The sequence below is a fragment of the Streptomyces sp. NBC_00212 genome (assembly GCF_045206365.1).
In the GTDB taxonomy this organism is placed as follows: Bacteria; Actinomycetota; Actinomycetes; order Streptomycetales; family Streptomycetaceae; genus Streptomyces.
Map to the genome: position 1 here is coordinate 6,626,953 of NZ_CP108115.1, position 22,504 is coordinate 6,649,456.

At 71.7% G+C, this 22,504-nt stretch carries 21 protein-coding genes; 10 read left to right on the top strand and 11 right to left on the bottom strand.

Going from position 1 to position 22,504, the window contains the following annotated elements:
* Positions 1-71: 71 nt before the first annotated feature.
* Positions 72-884, bottom strand: a complete 813-nt coding sequence (locus OHA17_RS30180; protein ID WP_406509156.1) for an NAD-dependent epimerase/dehydratase family protein — start codon at positions 882-884, stop codon at positions 72-74.
* A 277-nt stretch (positions 885-1,161) separates the two neighbouring features.
* On the opposite strand from OHA17_RS30180, the gene OHA17_RS30185 reads away from it, so the two are divergent.
* The 3 genes from OHA17_RS30185 to OHA17_RS30195 all read left to right on the top strand — a co-directional run bounded on the left by OHA17_RS30185 (position 1,162) and on the right by OHA17_RS30195 (position 5,630).
* Positions 1,162-2,172: a 5-dehydro-4-deoxyglucarate dehydratase gene (locus OHA17_RS30185; RefSeq protein ID WP_406509157.1), complete on the top strand. Its 1,011-nt coding sequence runs from the start codon at positions 1,162-1,164 to the stop codon at positions 2,170-2,172.
* A complete protein-coding gene (locus OHA17_RS30190) occupies positions 2,169-3,311 on the top strand; it encodes a hypothetical protein (RefSeq protein WP_406509158.1) in 1,143 nt (380 codons plus the stop codon). Before OHA17_RS30185 ends, OHA17_RS30190 begins: the two co-directional genes overlap by 4 nt.
* 1,530 nt (positions 3,312-4,841) lie before the next feature.
* A complete protein-coding gene (locus OHA17_RS30195; RefSeq protein WP_398876645.1) occupies positions 4,842-5,630 on the top strand; it encodes an HAD family acid phosphatase in 789 nt (262 codons plus the stop codon).
* A gap of 64 nt (positions 5,631-5,694) precedes the next feature.
* Here OHA17_RS30195 and OHA17_RS30200 read toward each other — a convergent pair whose 3' ends face one another.
* From OHA17_RS30200 to OHA17_RS30220, 5 genes are all read right to left on the bottom strand, one after another.
* Complete coding sequence (locus OHA17_RS30200; RefSeq protein WP_406509159.1) at positions 5,695-7,155, bottom strand: peptidoglycan D,D-transpeptidase FtsI family protein; 1,461 nt, start codon at positions 7,153-7,155, stop codon at positions 5,695-5,697.
* Between the two features lie 78 nt (positions 7,156-7,233).
* Positions 7,234-7,884, bottom strand: a complete 651-nt coding sequence (locus OHA17_RS30205; RefSeq protein WP_406509160.1) for a response regulator — start codon at positions 7,882-7,884, stop codon at positions 7,234-7,236.
* A complete protein-coding gene (locus OHA17_RS30210) occupies positions 7,881-9,101 on the bottom strand; it encodes a sensor histidine kinase (protein ID WP_406509161.1) in 1,221 nt (406 codons plus the stop codon). The genes OHA17_RS30205 and OHA17_RS30210 overlap by 4 nt, the downstream gene beginning before the upstream one ends.
* A complete protein-coding gene (locus OHA17_RS30215; RefSeq protein ID WP_406509162.1) occupies positions 9,101-10,084 on the bottom strand; it encodes a hypothetical protein in 984 nt (327 codons plus the stop codon). The genes OHA17_RS30210 and OHA17_RS30215 overlap by 1 nt, the downstream gene beginning before the upstream one ends.
* An 89-nt stretch (positions 10,085-10,173) precedes the next feature.
* Entirely contained in the window at positions 10,174-10,944 is a 771-nt protein-coding gene (locus tag OHA17_RS30220; RefSeq protein ID WP_053729383.1) for an IclR family transcriptional regulator, read from the bottom strand.
* 152 nt (positions 10,945-11,096) lie between these two features.
* Here OHA17_RS30220 and OHA17_RS30225 point away from each other — a divergent pair, with 152 nt between their 5' ends.
* Together OHA17_RS30225 and OHA17_RS30230 are read left to right on the top strand one after the other, a co-directional pair.
* The gene (locus OHA17_RS30225) at positions 11,097-12,626 is read left to right on the top strand and encodes an aldehyde dehydrogenase (NADP(+)) (protein WP_406509163.1); all 1,530 of its coding nucleotides are present in this window, start codon (positions 11,097-11,099) and stop codon (positions 12,624-12,626) included.
* Positions 12,623-13,234 carry a DUF1349 domain-containing protein gene (locus OHA17_RS30230; RefSeq protein ID WP_406509164.1) on the top strand — a complete coding sequence of 204 codons (612 nt, stop codon included), beginning with the start codon at positions 12,623-12,625 and terminating at the stop codon, positions 13,232-13,234. The genes OHA17_RS30225 and OHA17_RS30230 overlap by 4 nt, the downstream gene beginning before the upstream one ends.
* Positions 13,235-13,574: 340 nt before the next feature.
* On the opposite strand, the gene OHA17_RS30235 is transcribed toward OHA17_RS30230, so the two are convergent.
* Positions 13,575-14,957, bottom strand: coding sequence for an MFS transporter (locus OHA17_RS30235; protein WP_406509165.1), 1,383 nt, complete (start codon positions 14,955-14,957; stop codon positions 13,575-13,577).
* A gap of 70 nt (positions 14,958-15,027) precedes the next feature.
* Here OHA17_RS30235 and OHA17_RS30240 point away from each other — a divergent pair, with 70 nt between their 5' ends.
* The 3 genes from OHA17_RS30240 to OHA17_RS30250 all read left to right on the top strand — a co-directional run bounded on the left by OHA17_RS30240 (position 15,028) and on the right by OHA17_RS30250 (position 17,912).
* On the top strand, positions 15,028-15,987 hold the full coding sequence (locus OHA17_RS30240) for a GlxA family transcriptional regulator (RefSeq protein WP_053729387.1): 960 nt from the start codon (positions 15,028-15,030) through the stop codon (positions 15,985-15,987).
* An 84-nt stretch (positions 15,988-16,071) separates the two neighbouring features.
* On the top strand, positions 16,072-16,779 hold the full coding sequence (locus OHA17_RS30245) for a DsbA family oxidoreductase (RefSeq protein ID WP_406509166.1): 708 nt from the start codon (positions 16,072-16,074) through the stop codon (positions 16,777-16,779).
* 83 nt (positions 16,780-16,862) lie between these two features.
* Entirely contained in the window at positions 16,863-17,912 is a 1,050-nt protein-coding gene (locus OHA17_RS30250) for an aminotransferase class V-fold PLP-dependent enzyme (protein ID WP_398876632.1), read from the top strand.
* A gap of 66 nt (positions 17,913-17,978) precedes the next feature.
* Here OHA17_RS30250 and OHA17_RS30255 read toward each other — a convergent pair whose 3' ends face one another.
* Entirely contained in the window at positions 17,979-18,473 is a 495-nt protein-coding gene (locus tag OHA17_RS30255) for a MarR family winged helix-turn-helix transcriptional regulator (protein WP_406509167.1), read from the bottom strand.
* Positions 18,474-18,577: 104 nt separating this feature from the next.
* Between OHA17_RS30255 and OHA17_RS30260 the strand changes: the two genes are divergently transcribed.
* Both OHA17_RS30260 and OHA17_RS30265 read left to right on the top strand, forming a co-directional pair.
* Positions 18,578-19,651, top strand: a complete 1,074-nt coding sequence (locus tag OHA17_RS30260) for an alkene reductase (protein WP_406509168.1) — start codon at positions 18,578-18,580, stop codon at positions 19,649-19,651.
* Between the two features lie 49 nt (positions 19,652-19,700).
* A complete protein-coding gene (locus OHA17_RS30265) occupies positions 19,701-20,402 on the top strand; it encodes a hypothetical protein (RefSeq protein WP_406510851.1) in 702 nt (233 codons plus the stop codon).
* 27 nt (positions 20,403-20,429) lie between these two features.
* Here the strand turns inward: OHA17_RS30265 and OHA17_RS30270 are convergent, their stop codons facing one another.
* The 3 genes from OHA17_RS30270 to OHA17_RS30280 form a co-directional block, all read right to left on the bottom strand.
* Entirely contained in the window at positions 20,430-21,080 is a 651-nt protein-coding gene (locus OHA17_RS30270; protein WP_406509169.1) for a hypothetical protein, read from the bottom strand.
* 149 nt (positions 21,081-21,229) lie between these two features.
* The gene (thpD, locus tag OHA17_RS30275; RefSeq protein WP_406509170.1) at positions 21,230-22,090 is read right to left on the bottom strand and encodes an ectoine hydroxylase; all 861 of its coding nucleotides are present in this window, start codon (positions 22,088-22,090) and stop codon (positions 21,230-21,232) included.
* A gap of 2 nt (positions 22,091-22,092) precedes the next feature.
* Positions 22,093-22,497 (bottom strand): ectoine synthase, encoded by a 405-nt coding sequence (locus OHA17_RS30280; protein WP_053729395.1) that lies wholly within the window; start codon positions 22,495-22,497, stop codon positions 22,093-22,095.
* Positions 22,498-22,504 lie beyond the last annotated feature (7 nt).

Consider the following 22,504-nt stretch of genomic DNA (forward strand, 5'->3'; position numbering starts at 1 on the left):
CCGGCGTCGCTTTACGGTTCCTTGAACCTCGCCCGAATGTCGGCGCCGCGTTCCACGTGCTCCACGCGGTCTCAGTGCGGCCAGATCGGCGGGTCGGTGGTGAAGTGACCGCCGAGGCAGGCGTGCTCGGGCTCGTCCGGGTCGGGCTCGCCCTGCTCGGCGAGCAGCTTCTCGGCGTACTGCTCGGAGTCGTCCCGCGGCTCGTAACCGAGCGCCCGCGCCGAGGAAAGGTCCCACCACAGGCGGGTGTTGGCGGACGATCCGTACACCACGCTGTGCCCGACCCGCTCGGCCGTGAGCGCGGCGTGGAAGAGCCGGGCCCCGTCGCCGGGGCTCAGCCAGATCGACAGCATCCGTACGGAGGTGGGCTCCAGGAAGCAGGAGCCGATGCGGACCGAGACGGTCTCCAGGCCGTGCCTGTCCCAGTAGAACTGCGCGAGGTCCTCGCCGAAGGCCTTGGAAAGCCCGTAGAAGGTGTCGGGGCGGTGCGCCGTGCCGACCGGAATCAACGGGTCGCCCGCGCCCCGGGGGCGGGGCGTGAAGCCCACCGCGTGATTGGACGAGGCGAACACGATCCGCCGTACGCCCTCCTGGCGCGCGGCCTCGTAGAGGTTGTACGTGCCCTCGATGTTGGCCTTGAGAATCTTGTCGAAGGAGGCTTCGAGGGAGATTCCCGCGAGGTGGAGGACCGCGTCGACCCCGCGCACCGCCTCGCGCAGCGCGTCCTTGTCGGCGAGGTCGGCGGTGATCGCGTCCGGCTCACCGGGGATCGGCAGCACGTCCAGGAGCCGCAGCTCGTATCCGTACGCCGGGAGCAGCCCGCGCATCAGGGTGCCGAGCCCGCCGGCGGCGCCGGTGAGCAGGACGGTGCGGGGACCTGGCATGGGTTCTCCTCGGGGGTGCGGGGCCGTCCATGGGGACGCCGATGGAGGGGGTGACGGGTTGACGGATCGCCGCATCCATAGACGTCATTCACATGTGTGGACACGCTAGGGAGCGCGGTCGGACCTCGTCAAGGGGGACGCGAAAGTGTCGAATCCGCCCGTGCGCCAAGGTTGTTCACCTTGACCGCCGCCTGGGCGCGGGCTTAGCGTGGCGCTGTTCAGAAATATAGACGACAGTCAGAATTGTGCACGACGGTCCTTGCCCAGGGAGCAGCCCGTGACCTCAGCCCCGCTCGCCGCCCGTCTCACCCACGTCAGCGGACCGCTGTTCTTCCCCGTGACCGCGTACGGGCCGGACGGCGGCCTCGACCTCGACGTCTTCCGCGTGCACGTGCGCGACGGCATCGAGGCGGGTGCCGCCGCGGTGTTCGCCTGCTGCGGCACGGGGGAGTTCCATGCCCTGACCCCGCAGGAGTTCCGGGCCTGCGTCGCCGTCGCTGTCGAGGAGAGCGCGGGCCGGGTCCCGGTGGTCGCGGGCGCCGGGTACGGCACGGCCCTCGCCGTCGAGTACGCCCGCCTCGCCGAGGAGGCCGGTGCCGACGGGCTGCTCGCGATGCCGCCCTACCTCGTCGTCGCCGACCAGGCGGGCCTGCTGCGCCACTACACCGAACTGGCCGCGGCGACCTCGCTCGACGTCATCGTCTACCAGCGCGACAACGCGATCCTCACTCCCGACACGGCCGTCGCGCTGGCCCGCGTCGACGGCATCATCGGCTTCAAGGACGGCCTGGGCGACCTCGATCTGATGCAGCGGATCGTGAGCGCCGTACGCTCGGCGGGCCTGAGCCCGCTGTACTTCAACGGTCTGCCCACCGCGGAACTGACCGGCCTCGCCTACCGGGGCATCGGCATCACCCAGTACTCCTCCGCGGTGTTCTGCTTCGCACCGGACATCGCGCTGGCCTTCCACCGGGCCCTCGAATCCGGCGACGACGCCTTGGCCAACCGGCTCCTCGACGGCTTCTTCGTGCCGCTCGTCGAACTGCGCAACCAGGGCCGCGGGTACGCCGTTTCGCTGGTCAAGGCGGGGGTGCGGCTGGGTGGCCTTGAGGTGGGCGAGGTCCGGCCGCCGCTGAGCGAGCCGGATGCGGACCACATCAAGCGGCTGGCCGCGCTGATCGAGCGGGGACGGGGGCTGTTGGCTTCGGGGGAGGGCGGAGCGAGTGGAGGTGCGGCTGGTGAGTCCGGGGCCGAGGGCGAGGCCGGCCCGTCCGGGGCGGGCGCGTGAAGGCGTCCGCGTTCCTCTATCCCTGGGACGTGCTCGGCGACCCGGACGCCCCGGCCCGGATCGCGGACCTCGGGGCCGGGCAGGTGACGCTCGCCTGCGCCTACCACTCGACCCGCGCCGTGACGCCGCGCCACCCGCGCCACCGCATCGTCACGGCCGAGCACGCGGCGGTGCTGTACCCGCCCGATGAACTCGCTTGGCAGGGGCGGGAGTTGAGACCGTACCCGGCTGGGGCCTGGGCGCCGGGCGACGCCTACGGTGAGGCCGCCGAGGCGCTGGCGGGGGCCGGGCTCGACGTGCACTCCTGGGTGGTGCTCGCGCACAACTCCCGGCTGGGCGCGGAGCACCCCGGCACGTCGGTGGTCAACGCCTACGGCGACCGCTACCCCTGGGCGCCCTGCATCGCCCAGCCCCGGGTCCGCGCGTATCTCGTCGCCCTGGCGGCGGAGGCGGCGGTACGGCCCGGCGCCTGCGGCACCGAACTCGAATCCTGCGGCTGGTACGGGCTCGCGCACCTGCACGGCCACGACAAGATCGCGGGGGTGGCGCTGGACGACATCGCGGAGTATCTGATGTCGCTCTGCTTCTGCGCGTCCTGCGAGCGGGGGTACGGCGAAATCGGCCTGGACGCGGGCGAGTTGAGGGTACGGGTGCGAGAGGCGCTGGAGCCGGTGTGGCGGGGCGGGGCGGTGCGCGCGTCCGGTGCGGAACTGCGCGCGGGCACGCTGGAGTTCCGTACGCGGGTCGCTCGGGAGCTTCAAGAGGCGGTCGTCACGGCGGTACGGGGGCGGGCCCGGGCGGGGTTTCGCGTGCTGCTGCACGCGGATCCGCGGCCGGAGCGGTGCGGGGCCAACGTGGGGGTCGAACCCGCGCACATCCTAGGTGTGGCCGATGGGGTGGTGGTGCCCTGTGCGGGCGGCACGGAGCTTCTCGAACCCTTTGCCGCGCGGGGCCCTTCGGGGGCTGTGATTGCCGCCAACTTCACGGTGGTGTCGGGGATGGGGGGCCGGCCGGCGGCGCTGGCGGAGGATGCGGCCCGGGCGGCGGCCCTGGGGGCGACGGAACTCCGGCTGTACCACGCGGGGTTGGCGTCGGGGGCGGACCTTGAGGCGGTGCGGAAGTCGGGGGCACTGGGGTAGCCGCCTGCGGCGCGCTTGCCCATCCGGCAGCCGCGGGCCGACCCCCGTATTGCGGGTGGACATTGCAGGCGGACGGAATGGACGGCTACGGCTCCGGCGCGAGTTTCTGCCCCCCCTTCCGCTCGGCGGTGAGAGGGGAAGGGGGCACCCCCTTGGGCGCCCCTTGGGCAGAACGGCCGAAGGCCGTCGGCCGCACGCCGTGATCGCGCCTCGGCGGCGAAAGCGACGAACTGATTGTGCGCGATCCCGCCGTTATGGCGGCGAGCACCCGGCGAACGCAGATGCTTAACGGTTTCACGGCTCTTGTTCACTGCGCCTCGATGCTTCTCGCGGCGCCCACCGTGGACGGCTCGGGGCACCCAGGGACAGAACAAGGGGAGGGCGGGGGCATCCGGGAATGGGCGGGATCGTAGCCCAAGGGGCGGAGGGGCCATTTCATCTTCCACGGGCGGGTGAAGACGAGCGTGTCCATTTGATGGGTCAGGCAGTTACAGGGGTGGCTCGAACGAGGCGTCGAGCCGGTCAAACTCCATTTCACAGCAGGGAGATCACTGTGCCAATTCTTGTCGTCCTTGGTGCTGTCGTGGGCGGGCTTCTCCACGTCGTAGGTGCCCTCCTCAAGGCTCTGCTCGGCTAGCGAGAGAGCCGGGAGAGGCGTACTCGAACCGCCTCTGTCGCCCGTTTGGGCCTGGTCACGAGCCAGGGCAACTCAGGGCAGGGTCCGGCACCCGCACCGCATCGCCGCCCCGGTACGTGCCGACTCGGCCCGCACCGGGGCGGAGCCATGAAATCAGCGAGACGGAGTCATGCCGGAATTCCGCAGACTTCGGAGTCGAGGCCTATCGAGCTCTGCGAGAAAAGCGGGGGGCGCCAGGCGTTCGGCCGTACGAGCGGTTAGTTCGATGAGCGGTTATTCAGGGTGAATGCCGGGGTAGCTTGGCGGCGACTTGTTGTCCTGGATGAGGAGAAAGCCATGCGCGTACGCAGAGCCCTGGCCATTGTGCTCGCCACACCTGTCCTACTCGCCACCATCGGAATGAATGGCGCTTCCGCGGCGCCTCCGCAGAGGGATACGACCGGGGGTTCAACCACCCGGCTTGAGCCTATCCCCGGCAGCGGGCATCGCGACGCCTCCGACCGTAAGCACGGCAGGGTCAAAATGTCGCCCGATGACGAAATGGACGGAGGCGTCCTCGGTAATATCGCAGGTGAACTCCTGGGCCGCGTTTAAGCGCCGCTCCGGCACTTCTTGAGCTCGGCAATTCCCGACCCGGGCGGGCGCACGCGGCCCACATTCACCAGCGCTGCCCGTCGGCCCGATATCGCGGGGTGCGTGATGCACGGACGGTGAATTGGGCAGGCCTGTTGTATCGGGTGTCGTGGACTCCCGGCCGCGCGGACCGGGTGGACCACTGTGCCGGGGGCGCGGCGGGGTCCGGGGCGGGCCCCTACCCCCGGTAGGACACAGTGCGGCAAAGATTTCCGCATTTCCCCTGGCGGGGCGCCATGTGATGCGCGTAGACAATGCCCATGCGCACTCTCACCAAAGCCGCAACCACCGCCGCCGCACTCGCCGTCACCGGCGTCGCCTTCTACGGCGTCGGAGCGGCCTCCGCCGACAACGCGGCGCCGAAGTCGGACCGCGAGATACCGAACATCACCAAGGTCGAAGACAAGATCAACGCGTACTACGGCGGTACCGCCGACGCCTCCGGGAACTTCCAGGCGTCGCCCAAGAGCAACTACGCCAAGCAGGTCGCCGACATCGAGGCCCGCGCCAAGCGGCAGATAAAGCACGCCGCCGAGCACCCCGGGCGGGACGGCCGTAAGCCCGCCATCGTGCTCGACGTCGACGACACGACGCTGCTCACGTACGACTACGAGAAGAAGAACGGCTTCGCCTACAACGCCGCCGCCTTCGACGCCTATGTGCAGAGCGCGCAGTCGATCGCGGTGTTCGGCATGCCGGACCTGGTCAACTACGCGGCCAAGAACGGTGTCACCGTCTTCTTCCTCACCGGGCGCGACGCCTCCCAGCGCACCGCCAGCGCCGCCAACCTCACCAAGGCGGGCTACAACGTGCCGGTCGACGCGGCGCACTTCTTCCTCAAGGACAAGGCCAACCCGCCGGCCTACCTGAGCTGCGGCAAGCCCACCTGGACCTGCTCGACCGTCGACTACAAGTCGGGCACCCGCAAGCACATCGAGTCGCTCGGCTACAACATCGTGGCCAACCTCGGCGACCAGTACACCGACCTCTCGGGCGGCTACGCCGACAACACGTACAAGATCCCGAACCCGATGTACTTCCTGCCGTAACTCGTAGTCCGTAACCACTCCGGTCCGGGGCGCCCGTCCGTCCGCGCGCGCCCCGGGCCGGGCTTCACTGCGAGGCCAGGGCCGCCTTCATCATCGCCTGGGCGACCGGGCCCGCCAGGCCGTTGCCGCTGACCTCGGAGCGCTCGGCGTCGGAGTCCTGGATGACCACGGCCACCGCGACCTCCTTGCCGGTCTTCGCGTCCTTGGCGAACGAGGTGAACCAGGCGTACGGCTTCTTGGAGTTGTCCACTCCGTGCTGGGCCGTGCCCGTCTTGGCGCCGACCTCCATGCCGTCGATCTTCGCGTTGGACCCGGTGCCGTCGGTGACGACCGAGACCATCGCGCTGTACATCTGCTGCGCCGTCTTCGACGACATGATGCGCTTGCCGTCGGAGTCCGCGTACGACTGAAGGGTGCTGCCCTTCGAGTCCGTCACCTTGGACACCATGTGCGGCGACGACATCACACCGTCGTTGGCAATGGCGGCCGACACCATGGCCATCTGCATCGGCGTCGCGGTCACGTCGAACTGGCCGATGCCGGACAACGCCGTCGACGACGCGTTCATGTTCTTCGGGTACACACTCGCCTGGGCGCGTACGGGAACGTCCAGCTCCGCGTCGTTGAAGCCGAACTTCTCGGCCATCGCCCGCACCTTGTCCTGGCCCAGGTCCACGGCCATCTTGCCGAAGACGTTGTTGCAGGAGTATTCGAGCGCCGTACGGATCGAGGCGTTCTCGCAGGGCGCGGACGCCGACTCGTTGCGCAGATCCGTCGTCGTGCCCGGCATCCGGTACGGGTTGGGGCTCGTGGTCTTGTCGTCGATCGAGGAGTAAAGGCCGTTCTCCAGCGCCGCCGACGCCACCACCAGCTTGAAAGTGGAGCCCGGCGCCAGCGGCTGGCGCAGCGCCCGGTTGAGCATCGGCTGGCTCTTGTCCTCGGACAACTGCTTCCACACGTCGCCGTCCACCGACGAGGAACCCGCGATCTTCGACGGGTCGTACGACGGCGTGGAGACCATGCCGAGGATGCGGCCGGTCTTCGGGTCCATGGCGACGGCCGCGCCCTCCTTGTCGCCGAGCGCCTGGAACCCGGCCTTCTGCACCGCCGGATCGATCGTCGTCAGGACGTCGCCGCCGGGCGCGCGCTGCCGGGTGAGCGCGTCGAACGGGTTCTGCATGCGCGGGTCGCTGCCGTCGAGGACCTTGGAGTAGATCCCCTCCAGCTGCGTCGATCCGTACACCTGCGAGGCGAAGCCCGTGACCGGCGCGTACATCGGCCCGTCCTTGTAGCTGCGCTGGTAGGCGAGGTCGCCGCTCTTCGTCCTTTCCGAGCCGGTGACCGGCGAGCCGGCCACGATGATGTCCCCGAGCGGCTGCGAGTACTCCGCGATGGTGTTCCGCCGGTTCAGCTTGTCGTCCGCGAGGGCCTGGCCTTTGTAGAACTGCACATAGGTGGCTCGTCCGAGGAGGGCGAGCACCATCAGCAGACAGAAGACCGAGGCGCGCCTGATTGTCTTGTTCATCCCGTACGCAAGACGGACGGGCCCGAGCGCGGAGTTCCGGTTGTCCCGGTTTCTCAGGAAACCTTCATCGGGAAACCGTCATCGGGGCCGCACGAAGCCCGACTCGTACGCCGCGATCACCGCCTGGGTGCGGTCGCGGGTGCCCGTCTTGGCCAGGACCGAGGCGACATGGGTCTTCACGGTGGCGGGTCCCACGCCGATGCGCCCCGCGATCTCCGCATTGGTGAGGCCCGTCGTCATCAGGCTCAGGACCTCCGCCTCGCGCTCGGTGAGCCGGGCGGTCCAGGCGGCGGTGCGGGCGGACGAGTGGCGGGCGGCCAGCTCGCGGACCTGCGCGGGGAACAGGAGCGAGTCGCTGCGGGCGACCAGGCGGACCGCCTGGATCAGCTCCTCGGCGGCGGCCCGCTTCAGGAGGAACCCGCAGGCGCCCGCGCGCAGCGCGTCGTACACGTAACTGTCGTTCTCGAAGGTCGTGACCACCACGACCTTCGGCGGTGCGGCGAGCGTGGCCAGGATCTGTTCGGTGGCGCGGATACCGTCGATCTCCGGCATCCGGACGTCCATCAGGACGACGTCGGGGAGCTTGGCGCGGACGACCGAGACGGCCTCGGCGCCGGTGGTGGCCTCGCCGACCACCTCCAGGTCGGGCTCGGCGTCGAGGATCACCCGCAGCGCCGTGCGCACCATCCGCTCGTCGTCGGCGACCACCACCCGGATCGCGCCGCTCATCGCGCACCGCCGAGCGGGAGGCGCGCGCCGAGCCGCCAGACGTCACCCTCCGGGCCCGCCGAGGCGCGCCCGCCGAGCAGCACGGCCCGCTCGGCGATCCCGCGCAGACCGCGTCCGCCGCCCGGCCGCACCACCGGCGCGGCCCCGGACAGGGGGTTCTCCATCACAAGGACCAACTCTCCATCGCCTATGGCGACTTGCAGGGTGACAGGTGAACTCCCGCCGTGGCGAAGGGCGTTGCTCAGGCCCTCCTGGACGATGCGGTACGCCTCCCGGGAGACGAGCTCGGGCACCGAGGCCGGATCGCCCTTCAGGGAGTACGTCACCTTCAGGCCGGTGCGGGACAGCAGGCCCTCCAGGGCGGCGAGGTCCGGGGTCGCGAGATCGCCGTCGTCCTGGCGCAACAGGCCGAGGACGGAGTCGAGTTCGCCGACCGTGCGCCGGGTGGTCTCCTCGATGGCGGCGAGCGCCTCGCGTACGAACTCGGGGTCCGAGTCCAGGACGCGGCGGGCCGCGCTCGCCTGGAGCGTCACCGCGCTCAGGGCGTGGCCCACCGAGTCGTGCAGCTCGCGCGCCAGCCGGTTGCGTACGGCGAGCTCCGCCGCGCGCTGCTCGGCGGCGGCCAACTTGTCGGCCGGCGACGGGCCGAGCAGCACCGGCGCGAGCCGGGCGAGCAGCGCCCCGGCCGCCGCCGAACAGGCCGCGAGGCCCAGCAGCATCGCGATCCCGGCGACCGGGGCGCACGCCATGCCCCAGCCGGTGGCGAGCGGTCCGCCGGTGCTGTACACGGTGTGGCGCAGGCCGGGGAAGGCGGGCAGCGCGATCAGGAACACCGTGAACGGGGGCAGCGCCAGGCTCATCCCGCTCAGGATCCCGCCGAGCGCGACATGCAGCGTGTACCAGGCGGAGGCGCGAAGGCGGGCGTCGCGGGAGCGGGCGGGACCGTCGGCGAGCGCCGAAGGATCGACCCCGCACAGCGCCCGCGCACCGAACACGAGCAGCGGCCGGGCGATCGGCACCAGGCCGGTGACGGCGGCGAACGGCAGCGCGACGGCGAAGGTGACGAGCGCACGCGGGAACGAGTCGAAGGAGCTGACCCCGGGCGCGGAAGAGCCGACGATGACCGAGCCCACCAGGAAGTACGGCATCAACAGGGCCCCGCCGATGACCAGATGGACCCAGCGGTGCCGGGCCCGTATGCCGAACAGAGCCCGCATCACGGGGTACGGCCCGGGTGGCGGCGCTCGGCGAAGAACCGGGCGCCCAGGGTGACGACCAGCGTCCCGACGATCATCTGCACAGCGTAAGTGAGGTCCATCAGCGCGGTGGGCCCGTCCGCCGCGCGGTCCGTGACCGTGAGAGCGGAGAGCCACAGCCAGCCGCCCCAGCAGGCGGTGGCGCCCGAACCGAGCCACGCCAGGGCCAGCGGCACCCGGAGCGGCAGCGACCGCCCGAGCCCGAACGCGACCATCAGCACACCTGCCGCGCCGAGCACGGCGAATGCCGCGAACACCGCCTCCACGACGTACTGGTCGGCCGTCCGCCCCTCGGCCATGGACGGGCTCAGGCCCGCCGCCGAACCCGTCGACCACAGCAGGTGCATCCCGGCCGGAAGGAGCGAAAGCACCGCCACGGCGCCGGCGGCCGTCCGCAGCGCGGGCCGCACCGTGACGTGCGGGAGCTCGCCGAGCCGGCCGCGCCACAGGTGGCCCCAGCGGTCGCGGGCATACAGCGCGAACAGGGTGCCGAGCGCGAGGCCCTGGATGATGAAACCGGTGTAGACGACGCCGAAGACCCACTCGTCGAGGAACGGAGCGCTCGCCGGGTCGGAAGGCTCACCGATGGCGGTGCCGCTCAGCGCGCGCACCAGGAGCTGGAGGGGGTATCCGGTCATGACCGGCGCGAGCAGGCCGGTGGCGAGCCACATCGGCAGCGCGAGCAGCCAGGCCTTCACCCGCAGCCCCCACGGCCGGGTCAGGAGCAGCGCGAGGACGATCACGCACGAGTCCATGAGCACCGAGGCGCTGTTGGCCGCCGCCATCGAGGCGCGGTGGGCGAGCAGGACGCTGTGGTCCGGGATGCCCAGGTGGCTGCCCGCGACCCAGGCGATCTTGAGGCAGAGGTAGGGCAGGCAGGCGGCGATGGCGGCGGCCCGCAGAGCGGGTCGAAGGGCGGGGCGCGGCGGGGCGACGGTGGTCATGCCCTCACGCTCCCGCGCGGCCCCGCCCCACCGCGTCGTGCGCCCCGACGATCCGCCTCCGCCGCGCGGGGGAGGCGGGGCGAGCCTGGTCAGAGGCGGCGGGTCGCCAGGGTCAGGCGGTCCCGCGCGTCGAACAGGGCGTCCTTCACCATCTGTTCGTGGGCCGGGGTGAGCCGGGCCACCGGCACCGAGCAGCTGATCGCGTCGCGGGCCGGGGTGCGGTACGGGATCGCGACGCCGAAGCAGCGCAGGCCCAGCGTGTTCTCCTCGCGGTCCACGGCGTAGCCCTGCTCGCGGATGAGGTGCAGCTCCTCGATGAGCTTCTCGCGGTCGGTGATGGTGTGCTCGGTGAGCTGCTGGAGGGTCTCCGGGAGCAGCTTGCGCACCTGCTCGTCGCTGTGGGTGGCGAGCAGCGCCTTGCCGAGCGAGGTCGAGTGGGCCGGCAGGCGTCGGCCGACCCGGGTGAACGGGCGCAGGTAGTGCTGGGACTGGCGGGTGGCGAGGTAGACCACGTTCGTGCCGTCGAGGCGCGCGAGGTGGATCGTCTCGGTGGTGTCGTCCGAGAGCCGGTCCAGGGTGGGGCGGGCCGCCGCGACCACCTCGTCGCCGTCGATGTACGAGGTGCCGACCAGCAGGGCCCGCACGCCGATGCCGTACCGGGTGCCCGTCGCGTCGGTCTCCACCCAGCCGAGCTCGACCAGGGTGCGCAGAAGCATGTACAAACTGGACTTCGGGTAGCCAACCGCTTCCTGGACCGCGGCGAGGGAGTGCATTCCGGGCCGCCCCGCGAAATACTCCAGCAACTCGACGGTCCGCACCGCGGACTTGACCTGTGCTCCACCTGAATCGGCAGCCGACATCCAGCACCCCGCTCCTTCTCGCCGAGGCTTCTTGCCAAGGCGGAACGCCCATCAATAGAGTCCCAGCATATTCAGCATCGGGAACTCTGTTCAGAATACCGAACAAGTCCTGGTGGGCGGCAGGAGCGGACCGGCAGTGGAAGGACAACGCGGTGAGCGCAGCAGCACCAGTCTGGAGTGTCGACCCCCGAACGGGGAAGCCGCGTGAAGAGGTTGCGGTCGAAGCCACGCCCGAAGAGGTCGACCAGGCCGTCCGGGCAGCCCACGCCGCGCGCGGTGCGCTGGCCGGCCTGAGCGTACGCGCCGTGTTCCTGCGGACCGCGGCCGACCTCCTGGACGCCTCGGCCGAGCACGTGGTGGAGGCCGCCGACGCCGAGACGGCGCTCGGCCCGGTCCGCCTGAAGGGCGAACTGGCCCGGACCACCGCCCAGTTGAGGGCGTTCGCCGAGGCCGTCGAGGACGGCTCCTTCCTCGACATACGCATCGACCACGCCGACCCGGCCCGCACCCCGCCGTGGCCGGACCTCAGGCGCGTCAAGATCCCGCTCGGCGTCGTCGCCGTCTACGCGGCCTCCAACTTCCCGCTGGCCTTCTCCGTGCCTGGCGGCGACACCGCGAGCGCGCTCGCGGCCGGCTGCCCGGTCGTCGTCAAGGCACACCCCGACCACCCGGCGACCTCGGAGCTCTGCGTCTCGCTCCTTCGCCGCGCGGCAGCTAGGGTCGGCCTCCCCGAGGACGTCGTGGTCCTGGTGCACGGCTTCACCGCGGGCGTCGAGCTCGTACGCCATCCGCTGGTGTCGGCCGCCGGGTTCACCGGGTCGGTGCGCGGCGGGCGGGCGCTGTTCGACGCGGCGGCCGCGCGGCCCGTGCCCATCCCCTTCCACGGCGAGCTCGGCTCGCTGAACCCCGTCGTGGTGACGACCGCCGCCGCCGAGGAGCGCGGCGAGCGGATCGGGGCCGGGCTCGGCGCCTCGATGACCATGGGCGTCGGCCAGTTCTGCACCAAGCCGGGCTTCGTGCTCGCTCCCGGGGGCGAGGCGGGCGACGCCCTGCTCAAGGCCCTGACGGCCACCGTCAGCGACACCGAAGCCGGGGTCATGCTCGACCACCGGATGCGGGACGCGTTCGTCGCCGGGGTCGCCGAGCGGGCCGCACTGCCGGGCGTCGAGGCCCCGGTGACGCCCGGCGCGGGCGGCGAGCACACGGTGAGCGGCGGATTCCTGACCGTACCGGCGGCGCTCCTTGCCACGGAGGGCGAGCACGACCTGCTCCTGGAGGAGTGCTTCGGCCCGGTCACCGTCGTCGCCCGGTACGCGGACGAGTCCGAGATCGGCGCGGTGCTCTCCCGCCTGCCGGGCAACCTCACCGCGACCCTCCAGCTGTCCTCCGCCGAGGCGGCGGGCGAGGGATCCGGGCCTCAACTCCTCGCGGAACTGACCAAGTTGGCCGGTCGCGTGCTGGTCGACGGCTGGCCCACCGGGGTCGCGGTCGCCCCCGCCCAGCACCACGGCGGCCCCTACCCGGCGACGACCTCCACCTCCACGTCGGTCGGCGCCACCGCCGTGGAGCGCTGGCTGCGCCCGGTCACGTACCAGAGCACCCCCCAGGCCCTGCTGCCGCCCGAGCTGCGCGACGACAACCCGCTGGGGCTGCCCCGCCGCGTGAACGGCACGCTCGGATGACGCTGCGCCTGCCCGAACTGCCCTTCCCGCTGGAGCAGTTCGGGCCGGTCGTGCCCTGGACGTACGACGACGGTGTCCTCTCGGTACGCGCCGGAGCCCGCCAGGACCGGTTCGTGCCGCCGGCCGGGGAGGGCCTGGAGCCCGCCTCCGACGCGCCCCGGCTGCTCGGGACCGCCCCCGCGGGAGACTTCCAGCTGATCGCGCGGGCGACCGTCTCGTTCGAGGCGCCCTTCGACGCGGGCGTCCTGTACGTCCATGTCGGCGAGCGGCAGTGGGCCAAGCTCTGCCTGGAGCTCTCGCCGCGGCGGCCGACGATCTGCACGGTCGTCACGCGGGGGCTCTCCGACGACGCGAACTCCTGGGAGGTGGAGGGGGACAGCGTCTGGCTGCGGGTCAGCCGGACCGGCAAGGCGTTCGCCTTCCACGCCTCGACGGATGGCGAACGCTGGATCTTCGTCCGGGTCTTCGCGCTCGGCACGGCTCAGGAGAGCGGGGTGGCACGGGTCGGGTTCCTGGCGCAGTCGCCTGCGGGCGAGGGGTGTGCGGTGGCGTTCGACTCGGTGGAGTTCCGGGGGTACGCCCCGAAGGCCCTACGGGACGGAACCTGACCCGGGGAGGCCGTTTTCCTGGGGCTCCGCCCCAGACCCCGGTTGAACCCCCACCCCACCCCTTCCCGCTGTAACACTCTGCGGCTCCGCCGCGTGGCCTCCGGGGGTTGAAGGACTCCTGGGGCTCCGCCCCAGACCCCGTTCGCGCCTGAAGGGCGCTCGTCCTCAAACTCCCCCAAGGCCTTAAGGGCCAGGGGGGACCCCCATGACAGGCTGAAGATGTCGGTGCCGGCCAGGATCAACCCTGCTAGGGGCGCGGGGAACTGCGCGACCAGCCACGCACGGCCCGCAGCCGAACCTCCCCACCCCCGGAGGGTCTCGGGAAGGGGCGGGGTGGGGATCACTCGGCCGGCCGCAGCCGCAGCGTCGCCAGCGCCGACAGCGCGAACAACCCCGCCGCAACCAGCAGACTCGCCCGCAGCCCCGGAACGAAACCCCCCTCGCCCGCGACCATCGTGCCGAACACCGCGATGCTCAGCGCCCCCGCGACCTGCCGGCCCGCGTTGAGGACGCCCGCCGCAAGACCCGCCCGCTCCTGCGGCAGCGCTTCCATCATCGCGGCGGTCAGCGCGGGAACCGAGATGCCGCAGCCCAGCGCGAGCGGGACCATCAGGAACGCGGCGAGCAGCGCGGGGGTGTGCTCGTCGGCCAGGAGGAGCACCAACAGCCCGGCCAGGGCGAGGAGTTGGCCGATCAGCATCGGGACGCGCGGCCCGTACCGGTTCGACAGCTTCCCCGACAGCACGTTCACCACCGGGATCAGTGCGGTCATCGGGAGGAACATCAGGCCGGCCGTCAGGGCGGATTCCCCGCGCACCCGCTGGAAGTAGAGGCTGAAGACGAAGATCACCCCGTAGAAGGCGACGCTGGCCGCGGCGCCCGCGCCGATGGCGACGACCACCGTCCGGTTGCGGAACAGGCCGAGCGGCACCACCGGGTGCGCGACGCGGCGCTCGATCAGCCAGAACGTCACCCCGGCGGCCAGCGCGAGGGCGCCCGCCACGATCCGTACCGTGCCCTGCTCGATCACCGCGAAGGCGAGCGCGGCGAGCGCGATCGCCGCCGCCAGCTGGCCCGGCAGGTCGAGCGGCGCGGGACGGCGCTCGGTGCGCGGGGCGCGGGCGGTCAGGGCGAGCGCGGCGAGGCCGAGGGGCAGGTTGATGAAGAAGATGCCGCGCCAGTCCCACACCGTGGTCAGCGCGCCGCCCGCGACCGGGCCGAGCGCGACCGCGACCGAACCTCCGGCCGCCCAGAGCGCCACCGCCCTGGCCCTCCGCGCCGGGTCCGGATAGGCCTGGCGGACCAGGGCGAGGGAGGCCGGCAGCACCACCGCCGCCGCCACGCCCTGTACGACTCGGGCGCCGATCAGTACGTCCAGGTTCGGGGCCAGGCCGCAGGCCGCCGAGGCCAGGGTGAAGACGACCGTGCCCAGCGCGTACGCCTTCGCCGAGCCGACCCGGTCGGCGAAGGCCCCCGTCGAGAGCATCAGCGCGGCGAACGCGAGGGTGTAGGCGTCCACCACCCACTGGAGCCCGGACATGCCGCCGCCGAGGTCGCTTCCGATCGCCGGCAGCGCCACGTTCACCACGGACGCGTCCAGGGTGATCAGCGCGAAGCCCAGCAGGGAGGCGGCGAGAGTGAGGGCGGGGGAGGCCCCGCGCGGCGGCTTCGGGGTCAACCGGTGGTCGGCGGGCGGGGCTTGGAGTGCGGCGTTCGGTGACATGCCCCCAGCCTGGCGAGGGCGAGCCGCGTACAGTAGTGGCCTGAATGCCATACGTCCGGAGGTTCTGGCCATGCCGCTGCACCGGGTCGCCGTCATCGCGCCCTCGCCCGTCTCGATGTTCAACCTCGCCATCCCCGAGCTGCTCTTCAGCAAGGTCGAGGTGGACGGCGGGCCCGGGTACGAGGTGGTCGTCTGCACCCCCGAGCCGGGCCCGATCGCCACGACCGCCGGCCTCGACCTGTACGTGGGCCGGGGCCTGGACGCGGTCGAGGGCGCCGACACGATCCTCGTCGCCGGTACCGGACAGCGCTACGAGCCCGACCCGCGCACGGTGGCCGCGGTCGCGAAGGCGGCCGCCGAGGGCGTGCGCATCGCGTCCATCTGCAGCGGCGCCTTCGTGCTCGCCGAGGCCGGGCTGCTCGACGGCCGCAGCGCCACCACGTACTGGGAGCTCGCCGAGGAGCTGCGCAGGCGCTACCCGGCGCTCGACCTCAAGGGCGACGTCCTGTACGTCCAGGACGGCAATGTCATGACCTCGTCCGGGTACGCGGCCGGGATCGACCTGTGCCTGCACGTCATCCGCACCGACTACGGCGCCGCCGTCGCCAACACGGTGGCCCGCCGGACGCTGGTCGCACCGGTGCGGCCGGGCGGGCAGACCCAGTTCACCCAGACCCCGCTGCCCGCCGAGCGCGGGGCGGTCTGCGCGGACACCCGGGGCTGGGCGATGCGCAACCTCGACAAGCCGCTCACCCTGACCGACCTGGCCCGGCACGCGGGCGTCAGCGTGCGCACCCTGACCCGGCGCTTCCACGCCGAGAGCGGGGTGAGCCCGCTCCAGTGGCTCCTTCACCAGCGCATCGAGCGGGCCAAGGAGCTCCTGGAGACGACCACCCTCGCCATGGACCAGGTCGCCGACGCCAGCGGCCTGGGCAGCGCGGACTCGCTGCGCGGCCACCTCGTACGGCGCACCGGGCTGACGCCGAGCACCTACCGGGCCACCTTCAGCAGGCTGACGGCGGCGGCCTGAGCCGGGAGGGCCCTGCGGGAATGGGCCGGGCACCCCGCGCGTTGGCGTAAAACGTACGACCTTCAACAAACTGAGAGAAGTGACATGCGCGTCGAGATCTGGAGCGACATCGCCTGCCCGTGGTGCTACATCGGGAAGGCCCGCTTCGAGAAGGGCCTGGCGGAGTTCGCCCACCGCGACGACATCGAGGTGGTCCACCGCTCCTTCGAGCTCGACCCGAACCGGGCCAAGGGCGACGTCGGCCCGGTGATCCCGATGCTGGCCAAGAAGTACGGCCGCACCATCGAGGAGGCTCGCGACATGGAGGCGCACGTCGCGTCCAACGCGCACGCCGAGGGCCTGGGGTACCTGGCCGACGGCCGCGACCACGGCAACACCTTCGACATCCACCGCGTCCTGCACCTGGCCAAGGCCCGCGGCCGCCAGAGCGAGCTGCTCGACCTCGCCTACCGGGCCAACTTCGCCGAGGAGCGCTCCGTCTTCGACGCCGAGGTCCTGGTCGAGATCGCGGTCGCGGCCGGCCTGGACGCCGACGAGGTCCGTACGGTCCTCGCCGACGAGGACGCCTACGCCGACGAGGTGCGCGCGGACGAGCGGGAGGCGGCCGAGCTCGGCGCCAACGCCGTCCCGTTCTTCGTGCTCGACCGCAAGTACGGGATCTCCGGCGGCCAGCCCGCCGAGGTCTTCACGCAGGCCCTCGATCAGGCCTGGCAGGCGCACACCCCGGCCCTGAAGACCATCGAGGGCGACGCCGAGGCCTGCGGCCCCGAGGGGTGCGAGGTTCCCCGCTGAGGGCCCTTTCATAAGGGTTGCTTAGGGGCATCAGTCAATTTTGCCCAATTGACTTGGGGTTGGCGGGGATTCAGGGTGGAGTCATGGAACTGGACTCCCTCGCGCGCGGCGAATTCGCGCCGCAGACCACCTACCTCAACACCGCGAGCACCGGGCTGCTGCCCGCCCGGACCGTGGCGGCCATGGGCGAAGCCGTGGCCGCCTCGGCCGCCGGGGCGCCGACCGACATGTTCGGCGACGTGGAGGCGGCCCGCGCCGCCTACGCCCGGATCGCCGGCGTGCCCGTGCGGCGCGTCGCGGCCGGTGCGTCCGTCGCCGTCTACACCGGGCTCGTCGCGGCCTCGCTGCCCGAAGGCTCCGAAGTCCTGGTCGCGGAGGCCGACTTCAGCTCGGTGGTGAACCCGTTCCACATGCGCCGCGACCTGAAGGTGCGCACCGCCCCGCTGGAGCGGCTCGCCGAGGCGGTGCGGCCGGGCACCGCGCTGGTCGCGGTCAGCGCGGTCCAGTCCGCCGACGGGCGCATCGCCGACCTCGCCGCGATCCGCGAGGCCGCCCGCGCCCACGGCACCCGGACCCTGGTCGACGTGTCCCAGGGCGCGGGCTGGTACCCGGTCGACGCCGACGCGTACGACTTCACGGTGACCGTCGGCTTCAAGTGGCTGACCACCCCGCGCGGGGTCGCCTTCCTCACCGTCCCCGACGACCTCGGCGGCCTGAACCCGATCTTCGCGGGCTGGGTGGCCGGCGAGCACCCGTGGGACAGCTGCTACGGGCCGGTCGAGGAACTCGCCCACTCCGCGCGGCGGTTCGACGAGAGCCCGGCGCTCTTCTCGTACACCGGGGCCCGGCATTCCCTCGCGCTGGTCGAGGAGCTGGGCACCGAACGCATCCGCGCGCACAACACCGCGCTCGCCGACCGCTTCCGCGCCGGGCTCGCGCCTCTCGGATACGAGCCGGTGGCCGCGCCGGGCTCGGCGATCGTCGCGGTGCCGGGGCTCGGCCACCGCCAGGAGGAGCTGAGCCGCTCGGGCATCGAGCTCTCCAACCGGGCCGGCAACCTGCGTGCGGCCTTCCACCTCTACACCTCGGCCGAGGACGTCGACCGGCTGCTCGACCTGCTGCCCGCCCGCTGAGCCGGAGTCGCGGCCGCGGCCGGGGCCGCGTACGGCCGGGGGGGGGGCTCCCCGGCCGCCCCGCCGTCAGCAGCCGGCGCCGTCACCCGCCGTAGGGCACAGGTTGGCCTCGACCTTCCCCAACAGCCGTGTCAGCTCGGCCCGTTCGGCCGCGTCGAGGCCGGCCAGGGTCTGCTGCTCCAGCTCGTTCCAGGCCGCCTTCACCCGCTCGTGGAGTACGAGGCTGTCCTCGGTCGCCTCGACCAGCGAGGCGCGCCGGTCCTTCGGGTCCGGGCTGCGCCGCACATAGCCCGCCTGCTCCAGGCGCTGGAGCATCTTGGTGACCGTCGAGGGGTCGAGATCGAGCAGCCTGATCAACTCGGACTGCCGGGTCGCCCCCGCGTCCCACAGGTGCATCATCAGGAACTCCTGGCCCGGGTAGAGCCCGATGTCGCGCAGCAGGCGGCCCGCGGTGAAGCGGTGGAGGCGGGCCACCCGGGAGACCGCGTGACTGAACGGGCCGCAGCTCGCGGCGCTCGGCAGGCGGGAGTACTCGGTACAGGCGGGGTCTTCGGAGGTCATGCGTCAAGATTACCTTGGTCGGCCAAGTATTGCGCTACAGTGGCTCTCGGCGGCATTACTTGGCCGACCACATATTCGCCCGTCATGTCTCCCTGGAGGCCGTTGTGACCACCGCTTTCGATCCGATCGACCTGGCCGGCACCCGGCTCGCCAACCGCATCGCCCTGGCGCCGATGACCCGCAGCCGCGCCCACGGCCCGGGGAACTCGCCGACCTCCTCGACGGCTGAGTACTACGCCCAGCGCGCCTCGGCGGGGCTCGTCATCACCGAGGGCGTCCAGCCCTCCGTGGTCGGCCAGGGCTACCCCGACACCGCCGGACTGCACAGCGCCGAGCAGATCGCGGCCTGGCGCAAGGTCGCCGACGCCGTGCACGCCAAGGGCGGCCGGATCTTCGCCCAGCTGATGCACACGGGCCGGATCGGCCACCCCGATCTGCTGCCCGACGGGCTGATCAACGTGGCCCCGTCCGCGGTGGCCGCCGAGGGGCAGGTCTACACCCACGAGGGGCCGAAGCCGTTCGTCACCCCGCAGGCGCTGAGCGAGGACCAGATCCAGGTCACCATCGGCGAGTTCGTGTCCGCCGCCCGCAACGCCATCGAGGCGGGCTTCGACGGGGTCGAGCTGCACGGCGCCAACGGCTACCTCATCCACCAGTTCCTCGCGCCCAACTCCAATGTGCGCGACGACGGCTGGGGCGGCTCGGTCGAAGGCCGCATCCGCTTCGCCGTCGAGGTCGCCAAGGCCGTCGTCGCCGAGATCGGCCCCGAGCGCACCGCCATCCGCCTCTCGCCCGGCAACCCGTACAACGACATCGCCGAGCCCGAGCCGCAGCCGACCTACACCGCGCTCGTCGCCGCCCTCGAACCGCTGGGCCTCGCCTACCTGCACCTCCTCGAAGGCAGCCCGGAGCAGCGGGAGTTCACGCTTCAGCTGCGCAAGTCCTTCTCGGGCACGTTCATCCTGAACGCGGCGACCGCTGGGCCGACCGGGCCCGACGCGCTCGCCCTCGTCGAGGACGGCACCGCCGACCTCATCTCCTACGGCGCCCTCTTCCTCGCCAACCCGGACCTGCCGGCCCGGCTCAGGGCGGGCGGCCCCTACAACACCCCCGACCGCTCCACGTTCTTCGGCGGCGACGACCGCGGCTACACCGACTACCCGGCGCTCGACGCGTGAAATCCGCTGGTCACGGCCCGGGAGGAGTATGCAGGATCGGGCCGTGACCATGGACACCAGTGACACCGGGCGCGTGCGCGAAGCCGTCCGCAACAACGCCGAATGGTGCGCCGCGCTCTGCCGCGCGCACGGCATCGCGGGGGAAACGGGACCGTACGCCTGGACCAGCCCGCGCAGAACCCCGCTCTACTATCCGGACGCCGTGACGCTCACCCCCGAGGCCTCGCCCCGCGACATCGTCGGCCGTATCGACCTCGCGGCACCGGGCGCCTCGGTGAAGGACAGCTTCGCCTCGCTCGACCTGACCGGCGACGGCTTCGAGGTGCTCTTCGAGGCTGAGTGGATCCATCGCCCGGCCCCGCGAGCCACCGGCGAGGGGTGGCAACTCCTGCGTGCCGAGGGCGAGTTGGCCGAGTGGGAGCGGGCCTGGTCCGACGGGGACAGCGAAGGGCTCTTCCCGCCGGGACTGCTCGCCGAATCCGCCCACACCTTCCTGGCGGAGCGCGACCGGGAAGGAAAGGTGGTGGCGGGAGCCGTCGCGAGCAGGAGCGGACAGGTGGTGGGCATCTCCAACCTGTACGCGGTCGACGGTGACCAGGACGCGGCCTGGGCAGGCTGCCTCGCCACCGTCGCCCGCGTCTGGCCCGGCCTCGCCGTCGTCGGCTACGAGAGCGGCGACGACCTGGCCGCGGCGCTGCGCGCGGGCTTCACCACGACCGGACCGCTCAGCGTGTGGCTGCACCAGGGCTGAGCGGTCCGGTCGTGCGAGTGACTGGTGTCAGCCGAGCGGTTCGCCGTACCAGCGCCACTTGTCCGGGCGGGCCCGCCCCGGCAGATCCGCCCGGCCGGTGGCCCAGAGCAGCACCCGCCAGCGGTCCTGGTCGTCCGGCACGTCCCGGAAGAGCCGGGCGAGCACCCGGTCGCACAGTCCGGCCGGCGGGGCCCAGGCAAGACCGAGCCCCTCGGCCACGTCGTGCGTGTGCAGCAGGGTCTCCACGATGCCCATCGCCCCGAATCCCTCCGGATCCGAGACGCCGAAGCCGTGGTACGCCCGCACCTCCGGCGAGGTGGTGCGGACCATCGCGGTGAGCAGGGCGCCGCTCGCCTCCAGGGCCTGGAGCAGCCCGGCCGGCCCCGCCGCGCGGTCCGCGTGCACCGCGTTGCGGGGGCCGCCGGGACGTTTCGCCTCCCACAGGTACGGCACCTCGCCGTCCAGCGGCGGCTGGGCGGGACCGAGCTGCACCGCGTAGGCGAAGAGATCGTCCGAGAGGTGCTCGACGGTCTCCCAGCAGTCCCACTCCAGCGTTCCGGCCTTCACACCCCAGTCCGCCGCGAGCCCGGCCCGCAGCGCGGTCACCGAAAGGCGCACGGCGTGCTCGACGTCGGCGGCGGTGACGGGAGTTCGCGAAGATTCATCGACCATGGACATGGGGGGACCGTACCAACGATCTCTGTGGGCGGGGCCCCCGGCCGGGGGCAGTTCGGCGTACCGGGAACCCCTGGCCGGGAAAGCGCTTCACCTCACCGGAGTGCTGTGTCTTCCGGGGGCAACCCCCGGACCCCCGGCCGGGAAGCGCTTCACCTCACCGGCGTGAAATCCCTCGCCCCGATGAACTCCGGTCGGCGGATCGGGGCCGCGAACGGATCCTGCGCCGCGTTCTCCACGCTGTTGAAGACGATGAAGACGTTGCTGCGCGGGTACGGGGTGATGTTGTCCCCGGAGCCGTGCATCGCGTTGCAGTCGAACCAGGTGGCCGAGCCCGCCCGGCCGGTGAACAGCCGGATGCCGTGCCGGTCGGCCATCTTCGTGAGCGCCTCGTCGGACGGCGTCCCCGCGTCCTGCATCTGGAGGGACTTCTTGTAGTTGTCCTTCGGGGTGGCGCCCTCGCAGCCGAGGAAGTCCCGGTGCGAGCTGGGCATGATCATCAGGCCGCCGTTGGTGTCGTGGTTCTCGGTCAGCGCGATCGAGACGGACACCGCCCGCATCCGCGGCAGGCCGTCCTCGGCGTGCCAGGTCTCGAAGTCCGAGTGCCAGTAGAAGCCCGAGGCGCCGAAGCCCGGCTTCACGTTGATCCGCGACTGGTGGACGTACACGTCCGAGCCGAGGATCCGCCGGGCCGTGCCCACCACCCGCTCGTCGTGCACGAGCCGCCCGAAGAGCTCGCTGATCCGGTGCACCTCGAAGACCGAACGCACGGACTGCGACTGCGGTTCGATGATCGACCGCTCATCGGCACGTACGGAAGGATCGGCGATCAATCGCTCAAGTTCCGAGCGATAGAGCGATACTTCGTCGTCCGTGAGCAGATCTTCGATCGCGAGGAAGCCGTCCCGCTCGAACGATTCGAGCCCGGCGGACGGGCCCCAGACGACCGGGTCCTGGCGGGGCGTGATCACCTCGGCGGTGCCACGGGTGGGGTAGAGATCCTGGGCGGTCATGGTCAGCCCTCCTCGGGTTCGGTCAGCAGGGGGTAGACGCCGTTCTCGTCGTGGTCCTCCCGTCCGGTGACGGGCGGGTTGAAGACGCAGACGCAGCGGAAGTCGGTCTTGGGGCGCAGGGTGTGGCGCTCGTGGCCGTCGAGGAGATACATCGTGCCCGGCGCGATCCAGTGGGTCTCGCCGGTCTCGTCGTCGGTGAGCTCGGCCTCGCCCTCGGTGCACAGCACGGCCTCGATGTGGTTGGCGTACCACATGGAGGTCTCGGTGCCCGCGTACAGGACGGTCTCGTGCAGGGAGAAGCCGACCTTCTCCTTCGCGAGCACGATCCGCTTGCTCTCCCAGGTGCCGGAGGCGGCCTTCACATGGCGGTCGGTGTTCTCGATGTCCTTGAACGAGCGGACGATCACGGTGAGT